A 24,136-nucleotide genomic window follows, 5' to 3' on the forward strand; every position below is an offset into this window, starting at 1 on the left:
TCTATGGAATATGATTTAAATGCACTTTATTTTTTACAAAAACATTATGGAGTAAATATTTATTGCATTTCGCCAGAAAGTCCTCTATGTAATTATTTTCCTTTATCACCACTGAATAACCCATTTACTTTTATTCCCGAAGAAAAGAAAAATTACACACAAGATATTTTAATTCCGCCGAAGTTTGTATATAAAAAAATTGGTATATATTCCAAACCAAGAATTTACCAAAATCTGATTTTTCGGTTGTTCTGGGATATATTACGTTTACCTAATGATATAAAACACGCCTTAAAATCAAGAAAATGGGATTAGATAACCTTATATCACACAACTAATGGACATAGCCCTAAATATGAGAGGTTATCTCACTCGCTACAACAATACTTTTTAGCAACAGGTTTTTTATTTTATTGAAAATCACCATTCTTACCACACAAAATAGTGATATAATTTTTTAGTCTCAATAATTAACAAGGAAATCATTATGGCCATTTTAGTGACAGGTGGCGCCGGTTATATCGGTTCTCACACAGTTGTAGAATTATTAAATGCTGGCAAAGAGGTGGTGGTATTAGATAATCTTTGCAATTCATCGCCAAAATCCCTTGAGCGTGTAAAACAAATTACAGGCAAAGAAGCAAAGTTTTATGAAGGCGATATTTTAGATCGTGCTTTGTTACAAAAAATTTTTGCAGAAAATGAGATTAACTCGGTTATTCACTTTGCAGGGTTAAAAGCCGTAGGGGAAAGTGTTCAAAAGCCGACAGAATATTACATGAACAATGTCGCTGGCACCCTTGTATTAATTCAAGAAATGAAAAAAGCGGGTGTTTGGAACTTTGTATTTAGCTCATCTGCAACGGTTTACGGCGATCCAAAAATTATTCCAATTACAGAGGATTGTGAGGTCGGCGGTACAACCAATCCTTATGGTACATCTAAATATATGGTTGAGCAGATTTTATGCGATACAGCAAAAGCGGAACCAAAATTTAGCATGACTATCTTGCGTTATTTTAATCCAGTTGGGGCGCATGAAAGTGGCTTGATTGGTGAAGATCCAAATGGTATTCCAAATAATTTATTACCTTATATTAGCCAAGTTGCTATCGGTAAATTAGCACAACTTTCTGTATTTGGTAGTGATTACGACACTCATGATGGAACAGGTGTGCGTGATTATATTCATGTAGTGGATTTAGCTGTGGGGCATTTAAAAGCGCTTCAACGTCATGAAAATGACGCTGGCTTACATATTTATAACCTTGGTACGGGCCATGGTTATTCCGTATTAGATATGGTAAAAGCCTTTGAAAAAGCCAACAATATTACAATTGCATATAAACTTGTAGAACGCCGCGCTGGCGATATTGCTACTTGCTATTCTGATCCTAGTTTAGCTGCAAAAGAGCTTGGTTGGGTGGCAGAACGTGGTCTTGAAAAAATGATGCAAGACACGTGGAACTGGCAGAAAAATAATCCAAAAGGGTATAGAGATTAATATTCTCTAATATTTGTTTTTCTTTTTTAGGAAGAAGAATGCTAAACATTAGGGGAATGATTAAAAATCCCCTAATTTTTACAAAAATCCTTTAATTGAAAGGCGAAATTTCTAAAATACAACTAAAATTAACCGCACTTTATGTCAAATTCCCTTTCTTCTCAAATTTTTACGCGCAAGATGTTAATTTGCGCCTTCACAGGTTTTAATTCTGGTTTGCCATTATTTGTATTGTCGCAAATGTTGCCTGTTTGGCTGACAGATAAACATCTTTCAATTGAGCTTATTGGTGCAGTAACGGGTGTGATGTTGCCTTATGGATTGAAATTTTTGTGGGCACCATTATTAGATCGTTATTTCCCGAGTTTTTTAGGGCGTCGTCGTAGCTGGATGTTGCTTTCACAAGTGGCATTATTGATTTTACTTTACATCATTAGCCTGTTTGATCCGCTCACACAACTGGGTACAGTAGCAAATATTGCGTTGCTTATCGCCTTTTTTTCAGCTACACAAGATATCGTGTTGGATGCGTATCGTCGTGAAATTTTGAGTGATCATGAATTAGGTTTAGGAAACACTATTCATATTAATGCTTATCGAATTGCGGGATTAATTCCAGGGGGATTATCGCTATATTTGGCGGCGATTTATCCTTGGGAAACCGTCTTTTTATGGACCGCACTTTGTATGTTAGCAGGCATCTTCATGACATTATTTTTAGCAAAAGAGCCGAAAATCAACGTGCAGCAAACTAATCAGCCGTTCTATCAAGCATTTTGGATTCCATTACAAGAATTTTTCCAGCGTAAGGGCGTCATTCAGGCTATCGGTTTTTTACTATTTTTGTTTTTGTATAAGTTCGGGGATTCTTTTGCCACAACGTTACAAACCAAATTTATTTATGACATGGGATTTAGCAAAGAGGATATTGCTATTGTTGTAAAAAGTAACGCACTTTGGTCAAGCATTTTATCTGGGCTTGCTGGTGGTATGATAATGCTAAAACTGGGTATTAACCGTGCATTGTGGCTATTTGGGCTTGTACAAATGGTAACAATTGGTGGGTTTATTTGGTTGTCTGCTTTCGGTCATTTTGATGTTATTACATCTGCCGAGTTATGGAAACTAGGTGTTGTGATTGCCGCAGAATATATCGGCGTTGGACTTGGTACCGCAGCTTTTGTGGCTTTTATGGCACGTGAGAGTAATCCTCTTTATACTGCAACACAGCTTGCACTTTTTACAAGCCTTTCAGCTTTGCCAAGTAAAGTTTTAGGTATACTTTCTGGTTATGTTGTGGGAGCAGTGGGGTATTATCAGTATTTTTGGTTTTGTTTATTTTTAGCGATTCCCGGCATGCTTTGTTTATTTTGGGTAGCACCTTTGAAGCAAGAAAATAATAAGACCAGCTCAGTATAAAAGTGCGGTAAAAATTATAAAAAATTTGACCGCACTATGCTTTATCAGTATCTTAATCACGTTTTGTATTAATGGAGATTTTTTATGAAAATTATTCTTTTAGGTGCACCGGGTGCAGGTAAAGGCACTCAAGCACAATTTATTATGAACAAATTTGGTATCCCGCAAATTTCAACTGGTGATATGTTCCGTGCTGCAATCAAAGCGGGGACTGAACTTGGCAAACAAGCTAAAGCATTAATGGATGAAGGTAAATTAGTGCCAGATGAATTAACCGTTGCCCTTGTAAAAGATCGTATTGCTCAAGCTGACTGCACAAATGGTTTCTTGTTAGATGGTTTCCCTCGTACTATTCCACAAGCGGATGCACTGAAAGATTCAGGTGTTAAAATTGACTTTGTTTTAGAATTTGATGTGCCAGACGAAGTGATTGTTGAACGTATGAGTGGCCGTCGCGTACACCAAGCGTCTGGCCGTTCTTACCACATCGTTTATAATCCACCAAAAGTGGAAGGTAAAGATGATGTAACAGGCGAAGATTTAATTATTCGTGCAGACGATAAACCAGAAACTGTATTAGATCGTTTAGCCGTATATCATAAACAAACTAGCCCATTAATTGATTATTACCAAGCAGAAGCGAAAGCGGGGAATACTCAATATTTCCGTTTAGACGGTACACAAAAAGTAGAAGAAGTTAGCCAAGAGTTAGATAAAATCTTAGGCTAAAAATAATCTAAAAATTAACCGCACTTTAGAAAATATAATTAATCTGCACCTTAAAGGCTGAATAAATCAGCGAATTAAAGTGCAGATTTTTTTATAAACTACCCAAATTTATAATAGGCTGAAAAAAGTGCGGTATTTTTTCAGCCTATTTTTAGAAAATCACTTCTCGTCTTTGAAGCCTGACTCAACGCCACTCATATCAGGTAATTGGTGTGCAATACCTTTGTGACAGTCGATACAAGTTTTACCTTCAGTTTTCATTTTTTGGTGCATACGTGCCGCCACAGAACGTTGATCATTGAAGTTCATACGATCTACATTATGGCAATTACGACATTCTTTAGAATCGTTAGCTTTCATACGCGCCCATTCATTTTGAGCCATTTCTAAACGATGCGCATTGAATTTTTCTAAGGTATCCACTTTTCCAGTATAGTGCGCATATACTTCTTTAGCTGCAATAATTTTACGTTTCATTTTTGCACCAAATTCGTGTGGTACGTGACAATCTGGACAACTTGCCCCCACACCAGTACGAGTTTGATAATGCACGCTATGTAAATATTCTGGATAAGCATCTTGCATATGGCAGCTTGCACAGAACTGTTCAGTGTTGGTTTTTTCTAAACCATAGTTAAAACCAACCCAAGAAAGAATACCGCCAATAGCCGATAAGATAATAATTGTACCTATCGCCATACGGCTTGGTTTTCTAAACCATTGCCAGAAACGCTTTAAGATATTTGGTTTTTTCTCAGACATATAGACCTCTTAAATTAGTTTCCGTAACCTTTCATCGGTTTGAAATCATTTGGAACAATAGGATCTACGTTTGCTTGAGAAACGTGACATTGTAAACAGAAATAACGACGTGGCGATGAACTTGAACCTACTTTTCCATCACGATCCATAAAGTGAGTTGGGCTGATTCGAGTTGCACCGCTCAAACGAGAATTTTCTGGGCTGTGGCAATTTAAACATTGATTTACATTTTTTGTCACTTGATAGTTTGCCACACTATGTGGAACCATTGGAGGCTGATTTACATAGTTCAATGCGGGTAATTCGCCTTGACGCGGTGCATTATGAAATGCGGGTGGAATATTTTCTGCCGCTTGAGTTAAATCTTTTCCCACTGCTGGTGCATCAGATGCCATCAGTGAGCCAGCAAAAAGTGCGGTAAATAATCCCGCTAAAATTTTAGATACCTGTTTAGTCATATTAATCACTCCCCTGAATGATCGAATCTGGTCGAAAATTTAAAAACTTTTTCAGCGCAAACGTCAATACAACGTCCGCAGCTGATGCAATCTTTGGAAAGCACTAGTAGGCTTTCGTCTTTTTTTCCGTGTAAAGGCGAACGTAACACTTGGGCTTCGGGACAAACATTGTAACAATCCATACAATTATCGCATTTAGCACGATCAATCACTTTAATACGGATTAAACTTTTTGCACCAATCACACCATAAGCAGCACCAATTGGGCAAAGATGTCCACACCAGCCGTGTTCAGCAATCAATAAATCAAAAAGAAAAATAACAAGTAATAACCAGCCTGTTGCACCAAAACCAAATACAAAGGCGCGACCAAGAGCAGCCACTGGATTAACCCACTCCCAAAGCAACATTCCGCTGACACTACTGCCTAGTAAAATAAGCACAAGAATACCATAACGTAAACCGCGCGAAATTTTTGCTGTTTGGCGAATGCCTAACTTACGGCGAAGCCACGCTGCACAGTCAGTCACAACATTTAGTGGGCATACCCAACCACAAAACACTTTACTACCAAGTACTGCGTAAAATAACACAATAATTGCAGCACCAATTAAAGTGAGAGCATCTGGTAAATGTCTTGCAGCCAAGCTTTCAGCGGTAATTAGAGGATCACTTAGTGGAATAGTATCGAGTAATAAACTACCACTATAATTACCTTTTAAAATCCACACGCCAAAATAAGGGCCACTCAAAAACATCGCAAGAATGCTAAGTTGGCTTAATCGACGCCAAAACAAAAAGCGGTTTGCATACCACCAGCCCCATTTTTCTCGAGCCTCTTTCCCTGCAAATTTTGGTGCATTTGCCATTATTTTCCGCCCCCTAAAATTGGTGCGAGCACGGGTTCTGCTGGTTCAGGAATTACAGTTGTCCCTTCTGGTGTTCGAGTTGGCAATGAAATCATATCTTTAGGTGCAAGAGAATGGCCAGCTTTCGCTTTTTCTTCCCAACCTAAACGATAATGTTTACCTAACATACCTTTTGCCAGATCCATTGGTAAAATCTTAATCGCTGCTTCTTCTAACACACAAGCTTGCTCACATTTTCCACATCCCGTGCAGGCATCAGAATGTACTGTTGGAATAAATAAGGCATGCTTATCAGAACGTGGATTATGTTGTGTTTCCAATGTAATCGCTTTATCGATTAATGGACAAACTCGATAACAAACATCACAACGTAATCCTTGATAATTTAAGCAAGTTTCGTGATCTAACAGTACTGACAGCCCCATACGCGATTCATTAATATCTGTTGCTTGACGATCTAATGCACCACTAGGACAGGCTTTTGCACAAGGAATATCAGGACACATTTCACAAGGTTTATCACGCGCAATAAAATACGGCGTTCCCGCTTCTACTGGCGATAATAAAGAGGCTAAATGCAGCATGTCATAAGGACAGGCTTGAACACATTGTCCGCAACGAATACAAGCGGCAGAAAACGCTTTCGCATCTTGCAAAGCAAATGGAGGGCGTAATGGCACACCTTCGCGCGCAAGACTTTGATTTTGCTGCAATCCCAACAAAATCCCAACGCCAGCTAAACCACCCGCAGTACGGGTTGCTTCTTTAAGAAATTTTCTACGTTCAGGATTAAGGGCGGGTTTCTTCATTTTCTTTTTAGATTTTAACCGCACTTTCATCTTCCTCTTTTATTGATGGGAGAAATAAAGTGCGGTTGATTTTTACATGGTTTTTACGCAGCCTTTTCCACTTTTACCGCACATTTTTTGAAGTCGGTTTCTTTTGAAATTGGGTCTGTCGCATCTAGTGTTAAGCTATTTGCAAGCTGACCTGCATCAAAGAAAGTGGTAAATACTAAGCCACGAGGTGGTTTATTACGTCCGCGAGTATCTAAATAAGAAATCATTTCGCCTCGACGAGATGAAATCTTAATTTTATCGCCATGACGTAAACCACGAGCTTGTGCATCTAATGGGTGCATCCATACTAAATTATTTGGAAATGCTCGATGCAATTCTGGTACACGGCGTGTCATTGTCCCCGTATGCCAATGTTCAAGAACACGACCTGTTGATAACCATAAATCGTATTCATTATCGGGTGACTCAGCTGGTGGTTCATAAGGCACCGCAAGAATAATCGCTTTCTTATCAGGATAACCGTAGAAAGCCACGCCTTCCCCTTCTTTAACATACGGATCATAGCCTTCACGGTAACGCCATAAGGTTTCTTTACCCTCCACAACTGGCCAACGTAAACCATGCGCTTTATGATACATATCAAATGGAGCTAAATCGTGACCGTGACCGCGACCAAATTCAGCGTATTCTTCAAATAAACCTTTGTGAACGTAGTAACCAAAATATTCTGATTCATCGTTTAATTGGCCTTCAGCAAGTTCGCTCAATGGGAATTTATCTACTTGACCATTTTTGAAAAGCACTTCATATAAAGTTTTACCTCTATATTCAGGCATTTGTGTAAGTAAGTCTTCTGTCCACATTTCATCCGTCGTGAAGTATTTTGCGAACTCCATTAATTGCCATAAGTCTGATTTTGCTTCGCCCGGTGCTTTGACTTGCTGACGCCAGAATTGGGTACGACGTTCTGCATTGCCGTAAGCCCCTTCTTTTTCCACCCACATTGCCGTTGGAAGAATTAAGTCAGCAGAAAGTGCGGATACAGTTGGGTAAGGATCTGAAACAATCACGAAGTTGCCTTCTTTACGCCAGCCTGGCAAACGCTCTTGATTAATGTTTGGTCCTGCTTGCATATTATTGTTACACATTTGCCATAACACATTCATTTCGCCATCATTCATTGCACGGTCTTGTGCAATTGTGTGTAACCCCACTTTTTCAGAAACCGTCCCCTTTGGTAATTTCCAAATACGTTCCGCTGTTTCACGGTGTTTAGGATTAGTTACCACTAAGTCGGCAGGTAAACGATGAGGGAATGAACCTACTTCACGCGCCGTACCACAAGCAGAAGGCTGACCAGTTAATGAAAATGGCCCACAACCTGGGATTGAAATTTTTCCAGTAAGTAAATGAATATTGTAGATTAATTGGTTTACCCACACACCACGTGTATGTTGGTTAAAGCCCATTGTCCAGTAGGAAACCACTTTCTTCGTTGGATCAGCATAAAGTTTCGCTAAAGTTTCTAACTGGACTTTATCTAACCCAGACATTTTCGATACTTTTTCCACTGTATATTCTGATACAAGTTGCTTTAATTCTTCAAAAGAAGAATCGTGCATTTTCCCAGCTGTTGCACGATTCGTGTCTTTTTCTAATGGATGCTCTGGACGTAAACCATAGCCAATATTCGTTTCTCCGCGTTTAAATTTGGTATGTTTATTAACAAAATCCCAATTAATCGCATTATTTTGAATAAGATAATTGATGATGTAGTTCATAATTGCCAAATCAGTTTGCGGTGTAAATATCAAACCGTGATCGGCAAGTTCAAAACTACGATGTTCGTAAGTAGAAAGCACAGTAACACGAACATCAGGATTAGAAATACGGCGATCAGTAATACGCGACCACAAAATTGGGTGCATTTCCGCCATATTTGAGCCCCAAAGAACAAAAGCATCTGCCTGTTCAATATCATCATAACAACCCATTGGTTCATCCATACCAAAAGTACGCATAAATGCAACCGCTGCAGATGCCATACAGTGACGCGCATTCGGGTCTACGTTGTTAGAACGAAAACCTGCTTTCCAAAGTTTGTTCTTCGCATAGCCTTCCCAAATGGTAGACTGACCAGAACTAAACATACCTACTGCATTTTGACCGTTCTTTTTGAACGCTTCTTTGAATTTTTCAGCCATTGTTTTGAACGCAAAATCCCAAGAAACTGGCGCAAAATCGCCGTTCTTATCAAATTTTCCGTTTGTCATACGTAAAAGCGGCTGCGTTAAACGGTCTTTACCGTACATAATTTTTGGCAAGAAGTAACCTTTAATACAGTTTAAACCACGGTTTACTTCTGCATCAGGATCGCCTTGAGATGCCACAACACGTCCATCTTTAGTACCAACTAATACTGCACAACCAGTACCACAGAAACGACATACTGCTTTATCCCATTTAATTTCGGATTCAGCCGCAACCACATTTTTGACTGGGATGGTTAGCCCCGCTGCCGTTGCGGCTGCCATAGCCGCATTGGCTTTCATAAAGTCTCGACGACTTAAATTCATCGCGTTTTCCCCCACGTTAAACGTTTGATTTTAAAATTATTTATTTTGTTCATCTTGCTCGTGATACACCAACGATACATTAATCACACCGTCGATATCTTTCACACTTTCCATTTTTTCAAGCAAGAGATGCTGATCGTTCGATTGCATTACCACCACAAATTTTCCAAGTTTTTCATCAAAAGTCGGAATTTCAGTATGCTCAATCGCTAAAAGTGCGGTTTGAATTGCTGATAATTTTTTTGGATTACCTTGCACGATCAATCCAACAACGTGCCAATCCCTCGCATTTTCTAATATTAAATTTGTATTATTCATTTTGTTTTAGATCGTTCATTGTTATTGCATTCACAGGGCAGCCTTGTACACAAGCCCCACAGCCATTACAAGCATCGAAATTAACTAAAGGTTGTGCTACGCCACCCATTTGTAATTTGAAACGAATCGCATTAGCTGGACAATTATCTTGGCAAGTTCGGCATTCAATACGGTGCAATGTTAAACAAGCTACGCCAATGTCGATTTTATGTGACCAAGGTAACTGGTCACGAGGATAAAAAATAGGCTGTTTACAGGCATCTACACATTTCCCACAAAAAGTACATTCGCCATTATCAAAGCGCACTTCAGGAAAACCAGCATCGTCCTTTACCAAAATATTGGTTTCACAGACAGAAAGACAGTCGCCACAGCGCGTACATTGTGCTACAAAAATAGAATTTTCCACAGACCAAGGCGGTCTAATACCCACAAAATTCTGTTTTTGATTATTTTCTAAACAGCTCAATGTTGAAAATTTACCGCGTAAAAATTGTCTGCGAGGTAAATTTTCAACGGTCATAATGTCTTTAAAATATTTCTGAATGCTTCTGTAGATGAAGGATTATGTGTTTACGATGAATGAATGAGAACAACCCAAAATAGGTAGTTTGTCAATTATTTGAACTTTATTTGTTATAGATCAAAAAATTTAAGGTTTAATGAATTTTGCAAGGGATTAAAACAAAACAGCATAGCAATTTTTGTTATGCTGCTTTCAATTTAGATTATTCAGCTTTTGCTGGATATTCCCACCAAATATCAAATAATTCGCTTACTTCAATTTGTTGCAAACCATTTGTTTCTAACCATTTTTTCACAGTTTCACGGTGGCTTTCATCGCATTTGCCAATTTTTTCTAGGCAAACTAAACCTTCCCAATGTAAATACCCGCTACCTTCATAAGCTAGACCATTTGGTTGGATCACTTCGTTAATAAAACGATCAACGATTTCATCTACAGTTTCAATCGCAGTGCCTTCTGCAAATTGGAAATTTACAAGAAAACCCAGTTCTTGAAATTCCGCAAGATGAAGTTTTTTGCGTTGGCGTTGATTGTAAGATTTAGACATTTTATTTCTCCTATTAAGGTTATATTCAAACGTGTATTTTATATTAAATTCATAAATTAGGTATTGGGTTTAGTTAAAATCCGCTTATTTCTTCACAAAATATAAATCCCAAACACCATGTCCAAGTTTGTAACCTCTGGCTTCAAATTTAGTTAAAGGTCTAAAATCTGGTCTTGGAATATAATCGCCATTTTTCGAGGTGTTCACTAAATCGGTGTTTGCGCTTAATACTTCTAGCATTTGCTCTGCATAATTTTCCCAGTCTGTCGCCATATGGATAAAACCATTTTTACCTAATTTTTGTATAACTTGTGTCACAAAGTGCGGTTGAACAATACGACGTTTATGATGTTTTGCTTTATGCCAAGGATCGGGGAAAAATAACTGCAAACCGCCAAGCGCACCATCAGCAATACTGTCTCGTAAAATTTCCGTTGCATCGTGGCAAATCACGCGTAAATTCGTTACGCCTTTTTCCACTGCATAAGCAATACAAGCACCAACGCCAGGAGTATGAACTTCAATGCCAAGGTAATTTTTGTCAGGATTAGCAAAAGCCATATCCACAAGCGATTTTCCCATTCCAAAGCCAATTTCTAATACAACTGGATTATCATTGCCATAAATCTTAGCAAAATCAAAAGGTTCCGTTTGATAATCTAAACCAAGTGTTCCCCAGTTATCATTCATCATATTTCTTTGAAATTCGCTCAAACGACCTGTGCGGAGAACAAAACTACGGACTTTGCGCTTATAGCGGCCATCTTCGGTAAATTCTGCGGTTTCAACGGTTTTACGTTTTTGATCGGCAAAAGTTTGTGTCATAAAAATCTTGTTCGTGAAAAAAATTGGCGGCGATTATACCAATTTTTCTCGTATAATAGGGCAAATTTTTTCCCAAGGTTGATTATGAAAATTGTCCGAGTGGCACTGGCTGTGCCGCTTCCTCGCTTATTTGATTATTTCGTCCCCGATGATGTTTCATTACAAATCGGTATGCGTGTTCTTGTGCCTTTTGGCACTCAAAAACGTGTCGCCATTGTGGCTGATTTTCCGACAAAATCGGACGTGCCAGAGGATAAACTCAAGGCTATTCTTCAACCATTGGATTTAGCCCCACTTTTTACGCCCATTTATTGGGATTGGCTTCACTGGGCAGCAAATTATTATCAAGCGGGATTAGGCGATGTGTTATTTCAAGCCTTGCCTGTGAAATTGCGTAACGGCGAAAGTGCGGTAAAAAATGACCGCACTTTTTGGCGAATTACGGATGCGGGGAAAAATGCCCTTGAACAAGGCGAATTAAAACGCTCGAAAAAGCAAGCTGAAGCCCTACAATGCTTATCTGAAACTGATCTTGAAAAAGGCAATAATAATTTTTCCTCTGCCATTTGGTCTGCCTTAAAAGCCAAAGGGTTTATTGAAGAAATTACTATCCAAACAAATCCCCTAAGCTGGCAACAAAGATTAGGCAATAACCCAATAGTCAATGCTGAAAATCGTTTAACCTTAAATAAGCAGCAAGCCTTAGCCTTCAGCCAACTGCTCTTCCATTCTGGTTTCAATGTATGGCTGCTCGATGGCGTGACTGGTTCAGGTAAAACAGAAATTTATCTGCAGTATATTGAAGAAATTTTAAAATCGGGTAAGCAAGTATTAGTGCTTGTACCCGAAATCGGGCTAACACCTCAAACGGTGCAACGTTTTAAAGCACGTTTTAATGTAGAAATTGATGTACTGCATTCTAATTTAACCGATACGCAACGGCTTTATGTATGGGATCGCGCCCGCTCTGGACAAAGTGCCATTGTGATTGGCACGAGATCGGCATTGTTCACGCAATTTTCTAATCTTGGTGCAATTATTTTGGACGAGGAACACGATTCGTCTTACAAACAACAAGACAGTTGGCGTTACCATGCGCGAGACTTGGCGATTGTGCTGGCTCAAAAACTAAATATTGCGGTATTAATGGGCTCCGCCACGCCAAGTTTAGAAAGTATTAATAATGTACAAAACGGCAAATACCAACATTTAGTTTTATCAAAAAGAGCGGGAAATTCTACCGCACTTCGTCATTTCGTTATTGATTTGAAAAATCAAAATATACAAAACGGGTTATCAAAACCCTTGTTGGAACGAATGAAAGCCCATCTCGAAAAAGGCAATCAAGTGTTGCTTTTCTTAAATCGTCGTGGCTTTGCACCCGTATTGCTTTGCCATGAATGTGGTTGGATCGCACAATGCCCTCATTGTGAAAAACCTTATACCTATCATCAGCATCAAAATGTATTGCGTTGTCATCATTGTGGCGCACAAAAAACTATTCCTCGCCAATGTGGCGATTGCGGTTCTACCCATTTAGTTACTACTGGTCTAGGCACAGAACAATTAGAAGAAACCTTGAAAACGCTATTTCCTCATTATTCTGTAGCGCGAATCGACCGCGATAGCACGGCACGTAAAGGAAAATTGGAAGGTTATTTAGAAGATATTCAACAAGGCAAAAGCCAAATTTTGATTGGCACACAAATGCTCGCGAAAGGACATCATTTTCCGAATGTTACTCTCGTTGCCTTAGTGAATGTAGATAGTGCATTATTTTCACTGGATTTTCGTGCAGAAGAACGTTTAGCTCAACTTTATATTCAAGTTGCTGGACGTGCAGGACGTGCCGATAAACAAGGTGAAGTTGTGCTACAAACACATTATCCTGATCATCCTTTGCTTACCACTTTATTGGCAAATGGCTACCAAGCTTTTGCAAAAGAAACCTTACAATTACGCCATTCAATGGGATTGCCGCCTTTTACTTTTCAGGCGTTATTCAAAGCACAGGCTCGACATTCTGATCTTGCAGAAAATTGCTTAAGCCAAATTGCAGATTTTTTTCAATCGAAGCAAATTACGGGATTACAAATGCTTGGCCCAATGCCTGCACCGTTCAGCAAAAAAGCGGGGCAATATCGCTGGCAGTTATTATTGCAACATCCGTCAAGAATGACGTTGCAAAAAGCATTAAGAGAATATCAACAAGCCGAACTTGAAAAAAACAGCCTAGTGCGGTTAATTTTGGACGTCGATCCGCAAGACTTATCATAAAAAAATGCGGTGAAAATTCACCGCACTTTTATCTCTAAAATCTATTTGAAATCTTCGACATCTCCTAATAGACAGGCATATTTCGCTGTATTGGGACTGGACTCCAAGGCAATTTTTAATGCCATCGTCAAAGGAACAGACAGTAGCATTCCCACTGTTCCAAGCAGCCATCCCCAAAACAATAATGAAAGGAACACCACTAAGGTTGAAAGCCCTAATCGTTGCCCCATCATTTTAGGTTCAATAATGTTACCGACAACCATATTAATCGCAATAACACCGATTGCTACGCCAAAGCCAATGCCAAAACCATTCAGTAATAAGGCTTGCACAATAATCGGAATAGCCGCGATGATAGAACCTATATTGGGAATATAATTCAGCAAGAAACTCAAGGTTGCCCACAAAATGGCATATTGAACCCCACAGGCTTCCAACAAAATAAACACTCCGACGCCAGTCAGTAAACTCGTGATGCTTTTGATGCCAAGATAACCAATTACGCCTTGCAAAACGCGATCAATATGGCGTTCTTCTTTGGCTGCATCATGAGGGGTTGAACTAATTACCATTGCAAATTTATGTTTCATCGTTGGTGCTTCGGCAAGCATAAAAATCACAACCAACACTAAAACAAACACATTACTCACTACACCAGAGAAATTCAGCAATACTCGGCTTACAAAATTCATAATGATGCTTGGGTCAAAATTTTCTTGGATGGTTTCACGCGAAAGCGTGAAAGGCAGATTGAAACGTTGCAACAATCCAGTTAAATCACTCACACGTTGTGAAAGCAAAACTTTATATTGTGGAATAGATTGGGTAAATTCTCTTGCCGTGCTGTTAATCAACCCGACTAAGAAGAAAAATACCAAAGAAATCAAGACAAAAAGCAAAGTAATGGCTAACCAATGCGGGACGCGGCGTTGGGTCATCGCCTTAATTATCGGCGAACAAATTATCGCGATAAAGAGTGATAGCAAGAATGGCACCACGATTTCTGCCGCCAATTTTACGCCAGCTAAGATAATAATCACCGCAGCAATGCCAAGCAAAGTGCGGTGTAAATTTAAATTATTTTGCACTAAATCGCATCCTCGTTTTCTTCGCCCGTGCGAATGCGGATCGCTCGCTCAACGTGATAAACAAAAATTTTGCCGTCACCGATTTTGCCTGTTTGTGCCGTTTCAACAATCGCTTCAATACATTGATCCACAAGTTCATCAGGAACCACTACTTCCAATTTCACTTTCGGCAGAAAATCCACCATATATTCCGCACCACGATAAAGTTCTGTATGACCTTTTTGGCGACCAAATCCGCGTACTTCCGTGATTGTCATACCTGAAATACCAATATCTGAAAGACTTTCTCGCACATCGTCTAATTTAAAGGGTTTAATCATTGCTTCGATTTTTTTCATGCTATTTCTCCAGATTTTCGCGTCTTGCGGATTTAGGACGGAAACTTTCGATGATTTCAGGCTTGGTATCAATATATAAGCCGTTAATCAGTTGCAAACAATAAGGCACTGCGCTAAAAATGCCTTTTACAAGCACATTTCCCTCTTTATCTTTCACGCCTTCCAAGGTTTCTTTAATCGCTTTAGGCTGACCAGGAAGATTTAAAATCAAGCTTTCCTTACGAATTACACCCACTTGGCGGGATAAAATTGCGGTAGGCACAAAATGCAAACTCACTTGACGCATTTGTTCGCCAAAACCTGGCATTTCTCGATCTGCTACCGCAAGGGTTGCATCAGGCGTTACATCGCGTTTTGCTGGCCCAGTTCCACCAGTTGTCAGCACTAAATGGCAACCTTGTTCATCCACCAGCTCTTTTAAGGTTTGTTCAATAATCGGTTGTTCATCAGGGATTAATCTTGTTTCCAAATGGAAAGGATCTACTAACGCTTGTTCTAACCAAGCCTGTAATTCTGGGATACCTTGATCTTGATATACGCCTGCTGATGCGCGATCAGAAACAGACACCAGACCAATTTTTAAAAGTGCGGTCATATTTTTCCTTATTTTTATAAATAATTTTGACGTGATTGGATAAATCAAAAATGCGGTAAAAACTTACCGCACTTTTGGAGGGTTAGAAGAATAAAATTCCGCCCCAAACGATACCGACAATACAAAGGGCAATAAATACCGATGCAGAGCCTTGATCTTTCGCACGTCCTGAAAGTTCGTGGCGTTCTGTACCAATGCGATCAACAACTGCCTCTACCGCACTGTTTAAAAGTTCTAACGCCATCACAAGCAAAACAGAAGAAATCATCAATATAATTTCAATTTTTGTTTCGCCTAAAAAGAAAGTAAGAGGAATTAAAATGCAGGCTAAAAAACATTCGTGGCGAAAAGCCGTTTCATTTTTAAACGCACTTTTTAAGCCTTGTAATGAATATTTCGTGGAATTGATTAAATGGGTTAGCCCCGTCGTTTTATACATAAATTTTCCTATTTTTATAAACGCTTCGCTTCGATAACATCATCTAATTTTGCTAATCGAGCCAATATTTTACTCAAACTTTCAACATTATGAAGTTCAATTTCCATATCAATAGTAGCAAGCTGTTTTTTGGTATCAGCACGGCTTGAGACCCCTAATACGCTAATTTTTTCATTTGCTAGAACCGTCGTAATATCACGCAATAAGCCATTGCGATCGCCTGCCACAATACGGATATTAATATGGAAACCACTTGCGTAATTTTCGCCCCAAATTGATTCCACTACGCGTTCTGGATGAGCCGCTTGCAAATCTAAGAATTGTTCACAATCCGCTCGGTGAATAGAAATACCACGTCCCATTGTAATATAGCCAACAATCGCATCGCCTGGTATCGGCTGGCAGCAACGCGCAATATGATGCATAAGATTGTCCACACCCTCCACAATCACATAGCCATTGTTCTTTTCAGATTTCTGCTGAGAATTGACCGCACTTTTGTTAGCAACATGACGTAAAATCTCTTGATCTGCTTCTTCAGCAGTCACTTTAATCAATTTACTTTGCAAGAAATTGATTAAGTTATTTAAACGAATATCACCACTGCCAATGCCCGCATAAAGATCGTCCAAATTTTTCAAGTTATAGCGTGGTAACGCATAAGGTTCCACTTGCTTAATACTTAAATTCAAAAGCGCGAGTTCATTATCGAGTAATTCTTTACCCGCTGGAATATTTTTATCGCGATCTTGTTTTTTAAACCACGCTTGAATTTTGGCTCGAGATTTTGCGGTGTGAGTAAATCCTAAATTTGGGTTTAGCCAGTCACGGCTCGGGTTCGGATTTTTCTGGGTAATAATATCAATTTGATCACCCATTTGTAGCTGATAGGTAAATGGCACAATACGCCCCGCAACTTTTGCCCCGATACAGCGATGACCAATTTCACTATGAATGGCGTAAGCAAAATCTAATGGTGTAGATCCCGTTGGCAAATCCACCACTTCGCCCTTTGGCGTAAACACATATACACGGTCATCAAACACTTGGCTACGCAACTCTGCCAGCACTTCGCCTGAATCCGTAATATCATCTTGCCAAGCTAACAATTTACGCAACCACGCAATTTTTTCTTCATAGGCAGACATACTGCCTGTATTGCCTTCTTTATATTTCCAGTGTGCCGCCATACCTAACTCTGCATCATCATGCATTTGTTGGGTTCGAATTTGTACTTCAATTGGCTTGCCACCTTTACCTAAAACAACAGTATGAATAGATTGATAACCGTTCGGTTTCGGGTTCGCGACATAATCGTCAAATTCTTTGGGTAAGTGTTTAAATTGAGTATGCACAATCCCAAGTGCGGTGTAACAATCTTGCAATTTTTGCACGATAATTCTGACCGCTCTTACATCATATAAACCGCTGAACTCAAGATTCTTTTTCTGCATTTTGCGCCAAATGCTGTAAATATGTTTCGGACGGCCATAGACTTCCACTTGCTTGATATTTTCACGTAAATAACTGCTCAACTCACTGACGAAATCAGCAATGTAATGTTCACGATCAAGACGACGTTCCTGCAATAATTTAGCAATAGCGCGATATTGTTCAGGATGAAGATAACGGAAGCAGTAATCTTCTAACTCCCATTTCAGCTGACCAATTCCAAGACGATTGGCAAGAGGGGCATAAATATAAGAACATTCTTTGACGGCAAGGACTTTGTCTTCCTCTGCACAACGATACTCTGCATCACGCAAGAAAGTAATACGTTCGGCAAGTTTGATGATCACGCAGCGGAAATCGTCCACCATTGCCAACAACATACGGCGAACATTATCCACTTGCAGAGCGTTAGCGGAATGACTGGCATTAAGTTGGCGAATATTATCCATCTCCAACACGCCTTTAAGTAATTTAGTAATTTTCGCACCAAATTTTTCTTTTAGACTTTCCCAGTCTGTTAATTTATTTGCAACAATAGGAAACAACATGGCAGTAAGCAATGTTTCCGCATCCATATTAAGTTCGTGCAAAATTTCTACCATTTCCACGCCAGACTGCAGCATTAAGGTCGCATTCTTCATTTCATCGGGATAGGCATTCATTAAATCACGTGCGTAATACCACGCATCGATCAAACTTTTTTCTGTTTGTTCTGCTAGTTTTAAGCCAGTGCACCATTGTTCAATCACAAAATTCTGCGGATTTAACAAATGAGAACCACGAACAGCAACCATAATACCCCCTTGTTGATGAAGAGCAAGCAACTTCCTGTCGCTTTTATTTTGGGTGGATATTGTACCGAATAACCGAGTTATTTTGTAGTGAATAAGGTTATCGATTCCAAATGCCCCGTATGAGGGAACATATCTATCACCGCACTTTTTTCAATCTTGTAGCCAAAATCACATAAAATTTCCGCATCACGCACTAATGTTGCAGGATTACAAGACACATATAAAATTTTCTCTGCTTTCAGCTCGCACAAAGCATTTAACGCGAAAGCTGCGCCACTGCGTGGAGGATCAAGCAAAATTTTATTGAACGACTGATTAGCCCAAGGTTGTTCAACAAAGGATTGGTCAAGATCGGCTTGGAAAAATTCAATATTTTTGATTTGGTTTCTTGCGGCATTTTGCGCCGCTTTTTGTACCATTTCAAAAACGCCTTCAATTCCTACCGCACTTTTCACGCGTTTGGCAAGAGGAAGCGTAAAATTTCCCATGCCGCAAAATAAATCTAACACGCAATCTTGTTGGCTCAATTCAAGCCAATCCAACGCTGTATTGATCATACGTTCATTTAATGCACTATTTACTTGAATAAAATCACGAATATCAAAATGTAATTTTATGCCATCAGAAAATTGATAATAAGGCGCATCGCCATAGATTTGTTCAATGCCTTTGTCGCTTTGTAAAAACAGCATTAATTTTTCTTGTTCAGCAAATTTGAGCAATAAAGTGCGGTCAATTTCCGCAAGGTTTTTCGTGTAACGTAACAACATTGCGACGCCATTATCGGCAGCCACCAATTCAATATGCCCAAGCTGTTTCGGTGTGGAAAATTTTTCTAAAAGTGCGGTTAATTTAGGCAGTAAATAATTAATTGCAGGTTCTGCTACTTCGCAAGATTGAACGGGTATTAAATCGTTGGTATTTTTCTGACGAAAGCCCATGTCGATTTGTTTTGTGTTTGGATTAAACCATAAACTCAAACGCACACGACGACGATACGCCCAAGCATCGCCACAAATCATAGGTTGAAATGAAATCGGTTCTGACTGTAATTTACTTAACCGCTTAAACAATGCGGATTGTTTCGCTTTCCTCTGCATTTCAATAGGAATATGCTGTCCTTGGCAACCACCACAACGCATAAAATGAGCACATTTAGGTTCTAAACGTTCAGAACTTTTTACTCGCCATTTTTTTGCCGTAGCATGCCCATATTGGCGTTTATCTTCCAAAATACGACATTCCACTTTTTCGTGCGGAAGCGCATTTTCAATAAACCAAGTTTTACCATTAATTTTCGCCACGCCTAAACCTTGATAATCTAAATCAAGAATATCAGCCGTAATGGTTTGAACATTGTTTGTTTTTTGCTTTGGGGTATAAAGAAGAACCATTATTTTAAAAGTAAAATATTTTGAGTGAATAACTCTCGGCTTTTTAGCGGTTTATCGCCAAGATAAGGTTTCAGCGCAATACGAGTGAAGCGTTTTGCTGCTTGACGTACCGCATCATCGGAAAAATCGAGGGCTTCAAAGGCTAACAAATCTCTGCCGTAAAACGTGAGATTATCTTTCACTAAAGACGCAACGAAACCTTTTTCCTCACGATAACGGTATGTCATTGAGAAATCCACTGGCTCGCCAGACCCCGCACAATGCAGAAAATCCACGCCGTAACCGAGCATTTGTAAAAGTTGAAATTCAAAAAGACGCAACGTTGGCTCAACGTTAGTTTCCGTTGCCAAGCCAGTTAAGCATTTTAAATAATGTTGAAAAAGCGCAGGATTTGGAGTTTCAGACTCAATAACACGAGTGAGTAATTCATTTACATAAAATCCACTATAAAGGGCAATTTGTTGTAAAGGCAGTGTAATTGCGGCAGGTTCAGCTTTAGTGAGGGTTTTCAATGTGCTTTTTCCCGTCCAACGCAACAATAAAGGTGTGAAAGGTTGCAAAACCGATTTCCAAGATGAACGCTTTGCACGCGCCCCTTTTGCAATCACGGTTAAACGCCCACTTTCTTCAGTGAATAAATCTACCAATAAGCTCGTTTCACTATAAGGGCGACGATGCAAAACAAAACCACGTTGAAGTTCGCTTTGCACGATTATTGTCCAGATAAGCGTTCACTTGTTTGTGAGACACATTGCGTTGCTAAAATTTCGCCGAGATTCGTTTTTAGCGTACTAAAATCATCACGCTCTTGCCACATCCAACGAATATTGGCGTAATTTTTACCACGTTCAGAAATCATTAAGGTTAGTTTTTCTGATACGCCTTGAAAAGTGACGGTAACATAATGCAAATTTTTTTTGTATTTTTTATGCGTGGCGTGTACAACACGAACAACTTTATCATCTTGACATAAATATCGGTCAGCTTCGCCTTTTTGTAAGGCTTTATCCACTTTTTCTACTTGCATTTTTTGCGTTTGAGGTGTTGTCACATTCGCATTTTGCGCACAGCCAGCCAGTAAAAGTGCGGTAAAAATAAGAGATGTTTTTTTCAACATAAATCCTACCTTGAGAAAATAACTTAAAAAGAAAAAAGGCGATTACTCGCCCAAAAAATTATTTTTTATATTGATAAGAACCATCAGACTGACGCACAAAACGCGCACCATTGGATAAACGCATTTCATTTACTCGCCCTTGATTATTCACAGATACCGTTACTTTATCGCCAGATTTAAAGCTACTTAAAACATTGCCCGCCCCTGCTGCTTTGCTCATTGCGTTTACATCGGAAATATTAAGTTGATTATCACGGAAGACTTGCATCAGCGAAACACCTTTCGGCACAGTTAATGTTTTCGCAGAAAGACGAGAGGCTGCAGATTTACTCACAGGTTTTGCATCAACGATTTGAACTTTCTTTTCTTTTTTTACTTGAACAGGTTTGGCTTCAACAATCGGTGCGTTTCCTGCTGTTTTAGCGACGTTTTGTTCCGTTGCTTTTGATGGAGCCTGTGCATTCTCCGCCACTTTCACTTCTTTTTTCACAGTATCTTTATGCGCAACTTGTGGCTCTACCGCTTTTTTCATCGGCTGAACTGGCACAGTTGCTTTTGGCTGTTCCGCTTGAGCTGGTTGCATAGGCATAACAGATGCCGCAGCCATTTCATTTGGCATTTGACTTGGAGATTGAACAACATTTTGTTGCATTGGCGCATTTTCTACTAATGGGTTTTGAGCCGTCGTATTATTCGCCGCTTCCTCTGCTTTTGGTGCAAATTCAGATTGGTTAGCTTGTTCTACAGCCATTTGATTTTGTGCAGGAGGATTATCTAAAATCGTGGTTTCCAGTGGCTGACTTTGATCTAACGATTGGAACTGCACAGGAACTTCATTGCTGTTAGATTGAGTAAAAGACTCAACGGTGTCAGAACTTGGTTTTAATGCGAAGAAAATAATCAATAAAATAACCAACACAAAAATAGCCATAAATAAACGGCGATGTTTTGCTGGCAATACTTGTAATATTTTCCATTTTTCTGGTTGAGCTAAAATAGGTTTTTCAGCCTTTTCGACGGGTTCATCCGCGTTATTTTCAGCACTGATTTCTTCATCAACCGCAGAAATATTTTCTTCTGTGGAAGAAGTTTGAAGAACAGGCTTTTGCACTTTTTTCAAATTTTCACTCGGAATTAAAGGATCATTTTCTTGCGTTGATGAATCGCCAAAAGTAGGTTCTTTACGTTGCTGAAAGTTAGTTTGCACGTGATTTTTTTTGGCAAATAACCCTTTTGCTTTACCTAAAATTGACGAACTTGGCTGAATTGTTTTCTTTGGTGTAATTGGCTCTTGATTAAGCCCTAAATCCAATTCATTTTGAGATGATTGTTGATTTTTATCCATAGAATTCACTGGATTGCCTCTGATGCTTGTTCTTATTTATATTAATTAGCCACAAAATTGAGAAGCTCAAAAGTGCGGCGAAAAAATTATGTGTATTTTATCGGATCTTATTCTGCGTATAAAGTCTTATTTGGCTCGCCCGCAATTTCTCGTGCAAGTTTAGGAACAAGATAGCCAGAAGTCAGAGATTGCAAGGTTTTATAGATTTGCATAGCTTCAATATCGCTAATCAAAAAATGGCTCGCCCCTTGAACTTTATCCAGCAAATGCAAGTAATAAGGCAAAATGCCTGTTTGAAAAAGTTTATCGCTCAATATTTTTAGAATTTGCGCATCATCATTCACGCCTTTTAGCAAAACAGATTGATTCAAAAGCGTGACATTCACGGCGTTTAATTTTTGCATCGCATGAGCAAAAATTTGATCAATTTCATTCGGGTGATTAATGTGTGTCACCATAACTGTTTGCAAACGAGTTTCTGCTAATAAAGTGCAAAATTCATCAGTAATCCGTTGCGGAATCACAACAGGCAAACGGGTGTGAATACGCAAACGTTGTAAGTGCGGTATATTTTCCAAATGTTTTATTAACCACGCTAATTCGTGATCTTTCGCCATTAAAGGATCGCCACCTGAAAAAATCACTTCTTCTATTTCAGAATGTGCCGCAATGTAATCTAACGCCAGTTGCCAGCTTTTTTTATTTCCTGGGTTTTCATCGTAAGGAAAATGTCGGCGAAAGCAATAACGACAATTCACCGCACAACCGCCTTTTGCCATAAAGAGCAAGCGATTTCTATATTTATGAAGAATATTTGGCACCGCATTGGCATTTTTTTCTTCTAAGGGATCCGTACTAAATCCCTCCGCTTGCACAAACTCTAAATCAGAACACATCACTTGCAAGAAAAGGGGATCTTGCGGATTACCTTTTTCTATTTTATCAATGAAAGGTTGTGGCACGCGGAGCGAAAAAAGTTTCCGCGCAGCAATGGATTGCTCAAAATCATCTTCTGGTAAATTTAAGGCTTTTAGTAATAATTTAGGATCTGAAATGGCATTTTTTAGAATTGTGAGCCAATTTTGTTCTTCTCTAATGACGGGTTCTTGGGGTAAAATACGCACTTTTCAAACCATCTCTCATTTTTAGGATATTTCAAATATGGCTACATATACTACCAGTGATTTCAAACCAGGTCTAAAATTTATGCAAGACGGCGAGCCTTGTGTCATCGTTGAAAATGAATTTGTAAAACCAGGCAAAGGTCAGGCATTCACTCGTACTCGTATTCGTAAATTAATTTCAGGCAAAGTATTAGACGTAAACTTTAAATCTGGCACTTCGGTTGAAGCAGCTGATGTTATGGATCTTAACTTAACTTATTCATACAAAGACGATGCATTCTGGTACTTTATGCACCCAGAAACATTTGAACAGTACTCTGCAGATGCAAAAGCCGTAGGCGATGCAGAAAAATGGTTATTAGACCAAGCAGATTGTATCGTGACTTTATGGAATGGCGCACCAATTACTGTTACGCCACCAAACTTTGTTGAATTAGAAATCGTCGATACAGACCCAGGTCTTAAAGGCGATACCGCAGGCACTGGCGGTAAACCTGCAACATTAAGCACAGGCGCAGTTGTAAAAGTGCCGCTTTTCGTCCAAATCGGCGAAGTTATCAGAGTTGATACCCGCTCTGGCGAATACGTCTCTCGCGTAAAATAATTGTTTAGATGACAAAAGTGCGGTTAATTTCTGCGATATATTGTAGTAATAAAAAGCACTGAAATTCATTCAACAAAAATGCCTTTCCGTTCATAAATAGGAAAGGCATTTTTTATAAGCTGTGGTAAAAATAATCACTTGATAAAAATGAGATTATTTCTACTTGACGGTTTTTATTAGAGAACGTATTATTCACGCTCGTTAAATCACGGAGGAATGGTCGAGTGGTTGAAGGC

Annotated in this window: 25 protein-coding genes; 6 read left to right on the forward strand and 19 right to left on the reverse strand. The window is 39.2% G+C overall.

Annotation, left to right across the window (positions count from 1 at the left end; genetic code table 11):
• The 4 genes from HMPREF2644_RS04735 to adk all read left to right on the forward strand — a co-directional run.
• The coding region (locus HMPREF2644_RS04735; protein WP_257286017.1) for an alpha 2-3-sialyltransferase at window positions 1-315 on the forward strand (315 nt) is incomplete at its 5' end.
• 172 nt (window positions 316-487) lie between these two features.
• The gene (galE, locus tag HMPREF2644_RS04740; RefSeq protein ID WP_005688951.1) at window positions 488-1,504 is read left to right on the forward strand and encodes a UDP-glucose 4-epimerase GalE; all 1,017 of its coding nucleotides are present in this window, start codon (window positions 488-490) and stop codon (window positions 1,502-1,504) included.
• A gap of 180 nt (window positions 1,505-1,684) precedes the next feature.
• On the forward strand, window positions 1,685-2,923 hold the full coding sequence (locus HMPREF2644_RS04745) for an MFS transporter (RefSeq protein WP_012054968.1): 1,239 nt from the start codon (window positions 1,685-1,687) through the stop codon (window positions 2,921-2,923).
• Between the two features lie 84 nt (window positions 2,924-3,007).
• Entirely contained in the window at window positions 3,008-3,652 is a 645-nt protein-coding gene (gene adk / locus HMPREF2644_RS04750; RefSeq protein ID WP_005649108.1) for an adenylate kinase, read from the forward strand.
• Between the two features lie 159 nt (window positions 3,653-3,811).
• On the opposite strand, the gene HMPREF2644_RS04755 is transcribed toward adk, so the two are convergent.
• The 9 genes from HMPREF2644_RS04755 to trmB form a co-directional block, all read right to left on the reverse strand.
• The gene (locus tag HMPREF2644_RS04755; protein ID WP_005649107.1) at window positions 3,812-4,414 is read right to left on the reverse strand and encodes a cytochrome c3 family protein; all 603 of its coding nucleotides are present in this window, start codon (window positions 4,412-4,414) and stop codon (window positions 3,812-3,814) included.
• A gap of 14 nt (window positions 4,415-4,428) precedes the next feature.
• Window positions 4,429-4,872 (reverse strand): nitrate reductase cytochrome c-type subunit, encoded by a 444-nt coding sequence (locus HMPREF2644_RS04760; RefSeq protein WP_005649106.1) that lies wholly within the window; start codon window positions 4,870-4,872, stop codon window positions 4,429-4,431.
• Between the two features lie 5 nt (window positions 4,873-4,877).
• Window positions 4,878-5,741, reverse strand: coding sequence for a quinol dehydrogenase ferredoxin subunit NapH (napH, locus tag HMPREF2644_RS04765; RefSeq protein ID WP_011271996.1), 864 nt, complete (start codon window positions 5,739-5,741; stop codon window positions 4,878-4,880).
• Window positions 5,741-6,580, reverse strand: coding sequence for a ferredoxin-type protein NapG (napG, locus tag HMPREF2644_RS04770; protein ID WP_005666637.1), 840 nt, complete (start codon window positions 6,578-6,580; stop codon window positions 5,741-5,743). Before napG ends, napH begins: the two co-directional genes overlap by 1 nt.
• A gap of 53 nt (window positions 6,581-6,633) precedes the next feature.
• The gene (napA, locus tag HMPREF2644_RS04775; protein ID WP_041174733.1) at window positions 6,634-9,117 is read right to left on the reverse strand and encodes a nitrate reductase catalytic subunit NapA; all 2,484 of its coding nucleotides are present in this window, start codon (window positions 9,115-9,117) and stop codon (window positions 6,634-6,636) included.
• A 36-nt stretch (window positions 9,118-9,153) separates the two neighbouring features.
• Window positions 9,154-9,435, reverse strand: a complete 282-nt coding sequence (locus HMPREF2644_RS04780) for a chaperone NapD (protein WP_005656333.1) — start codon at window positions 9,433-9,435, stop codon at window positions 9,154-9,156.
• Window positions 9,428-9,958, reverse strand: a complete 531-nt coding sequence (gene napF / locus HMPREF2644_RS04785; protein ID WP_005666641.1) for a ferredoxin-type protein NapF — start codon at window positions 9,956-9,958, stop codon at window positions 9,428-9,430. The genes HMPREF2644_RS04780 and napF overlap by 8 nt, the downstream gene beginning before the upstream one ends.
• 205 nt (window positions 9,959-10,163) lie before the next feature.
• A complete protein-coding gene (locus HMPREF2644_RS04790) occupies window positions 10,164-10,508 on the reverse strand; it encodes a YggL family protein (RefSeq protein ID WP_005632159.1) in 345 nt (114 codons plus the stop codon).
• An 84-nt stretch (window positions 10,509-10,592) separates the two neighbouring features.
• On the reverse strand, window positions 10,593-11,333 hold the full coding sequence (trmB, locus tag HMPREF2644_RS04795; RefSeq protein ID WP_005666644.1) for a tRNA (guanosine(46)-N7)-methyltransferase TrmB: 741 nt from the start codon (window positions 11,331-11,333) through the stop codon (window positions 10,593-10,595).
• Window positions 11,334-11,417: 84 nt separating this feature from the next.
• On the opposite strand from trmB, the gene priA reads away from it, so the two are divergent.
• Window positions 11,418-13,610 (forward strand): primosomal protein N', encoded by a 2,193-nt coding sequence (gene priA, locus HMPREF2644_RS04800; protein WP_005666647.1) that lies wholly within the window; start codon window positions 11,418-11,420, stop codon window positions 13,608-13,610.
• A 41-nt stretch (window positions 13,611-13,651) separates the two neighbouring features.
• On the opposite strand, the gene HMPREF2644_RS04805 is transcribed toward priA, so the two are convergent.
• From HMPREF2644_RS04805 to epmB, 10 genes are all read right to left on the reverse strand, one after another.
• On the reverse strand, window positions 13,652-14,698 hold the full coding sequence (locus HMPREF2644_RS04805) for an AI-2E family transporter (RefSeq protein WP_005649088.1): 1,047 nt from the start codon (window positions 14,696-14,698) through the stop codon (window positions 13,652-13,654).
• Window positions 14,698-15,036, reverse strand: a complete 339-nt coding sequence (glnB, locus tag HMPREF2644_RS04810) for a nitrogen regulatory protein P-II (RefSeq protein ID WP_005649085.1) — start codon at window positions 15,034-15,036, stop codon at window positions 14,698-14,700. The genes HMPREF2644_RS04805 and glnB overlap by 1 nt, the downstream gene beginning before the upstream one ends.
• A gap of 1 nt (window position 15,037) precedes the next feature.
• Window positions 15,038-15,631 (reverse strand): molybdopterin adenylyltransferase, encoded by a 594-nt coding sequence (gene mog, locus HMPREF2644_RS04815; protein ID WP_005635167.1) that lies wholly within the window; start codon window positions 15,629-15,631, stop codon window positions 15,038-15,040.
• An 82-nt stretch (window positions 15,632-15,713) separates the two neighbouring features.
• Window positions 15,714-16,070, reverse strand: a complete 357-nt coding sequence (locus HMPREF2644_RS04820) for a diacylglycerol kinase (RefSeq protein ID WP_005632174.1) — start codon at window positions 16,068-16,070, stop codon at window positions 15,714-15,716.
• 14 nt (window positions 16,071-16,084) lie between these two features.
• Entirely contained in the window at window positions 16,085-18,316 is a 2,232-nt protein-coding gene (gene relA / locus HMPREF2644_RS04825) for a GTP diphosphokinase (protein ID WP_011271992.1), read from the reverse strand.
• A 77-nt stretch (window positions 18,317-18,393) separates the two neighbouring features.
• Window positions 18,394-19,710 (reverse strand): 23S rRNA (uracil(1939)-C(5))-methyltransferase RlmD, encoded by a 1,317-nt coding sequence (gene rlmD / locus HMPREF2644_RS04830; protein WP_011271991.1) that lies wholly within the window; start codon window positions 19,708-19,710, stop codon window positions 18,394-18,396.
• A complete protein-coding gene (recO, locus tag HMPREF2644_RS04835; RefSeq protein WP_011271990.1) occupies window positions 19,710-20,420 on the reverse strand; it encodes a DNA repair protein RecO in 711 nt (236 codons plus the stop codon). The genes rlmD and recO overlap by 1 nt, the downstream gene beginning before the upstream one ends.
• Window positions 20,421-20,422: 2 nt before the next feature.
• Entirely contained in the window at window positions 20,423-20,827 is a 405-nt protein-coding gene (locus HMPREF2644_RS04840) for an MliC family protein (protein ID WP_005688971.1), read from the reverse strand.
• A gap of 58 nt (window positions 20,828-20,885) precedes the next feature.
• Window positions 20,886-22,181 carry an opacity-associated protein OapA gene (oapA, locus tag HMPREF2644_RS04845; RefSeq protein WP_011271989.1) on the reverse strand — a complete coding sequence of 432 codons (1,296 nt, stop codon included), beginning with the start codon at window positions 22,179-22,181 and terminating at the stop codon, window positions 20,886-20,888.
• 98 nt (window positions 22,182-22,279) lie between these two features.
• The gene (gene epmB / locus HMPREF2644_RS04850; protein ID WP_005691796.1) at window positions 22,280-23,296 is read right to left on the reverse strand and encodes an EF-P beta-lysylation protein EpmB; all 1,017 of its coding nucleotides are present in this window, start codon (window positions 23,294-23,296) and stop codon (window positions 22,280-22,282) included.
• 37 nt (window positions 23,297-23,333) lie between these two features.
• Here epmB and efp point away from each other — a divergent pair, with 37 nt between their 5' ends.
• Complete coding sequence (gene efp, locus HMPREF2644_RS04855) at window positions 23,334-23,900, forward strand: elongation factor P (RefSeq protein WP_005544066.1); 567 nt, start codon at window positions 23,334-23,336, stop codon at window positions 23,898-23,900.
• Window positions 23,901-24,136: the final 236 nt, after the last annotated feature.

The organism is Haemophilus sp. HMSC071C11 (genome assembly GCF_001837655.1).
GTDB classification, from domain to species: Bacteria; Pseudomonadota; Gammaproteobacteria; order Enterobacterales; family Pasteurellaceae; genus Haemophilus; species Haemophilus influenzae.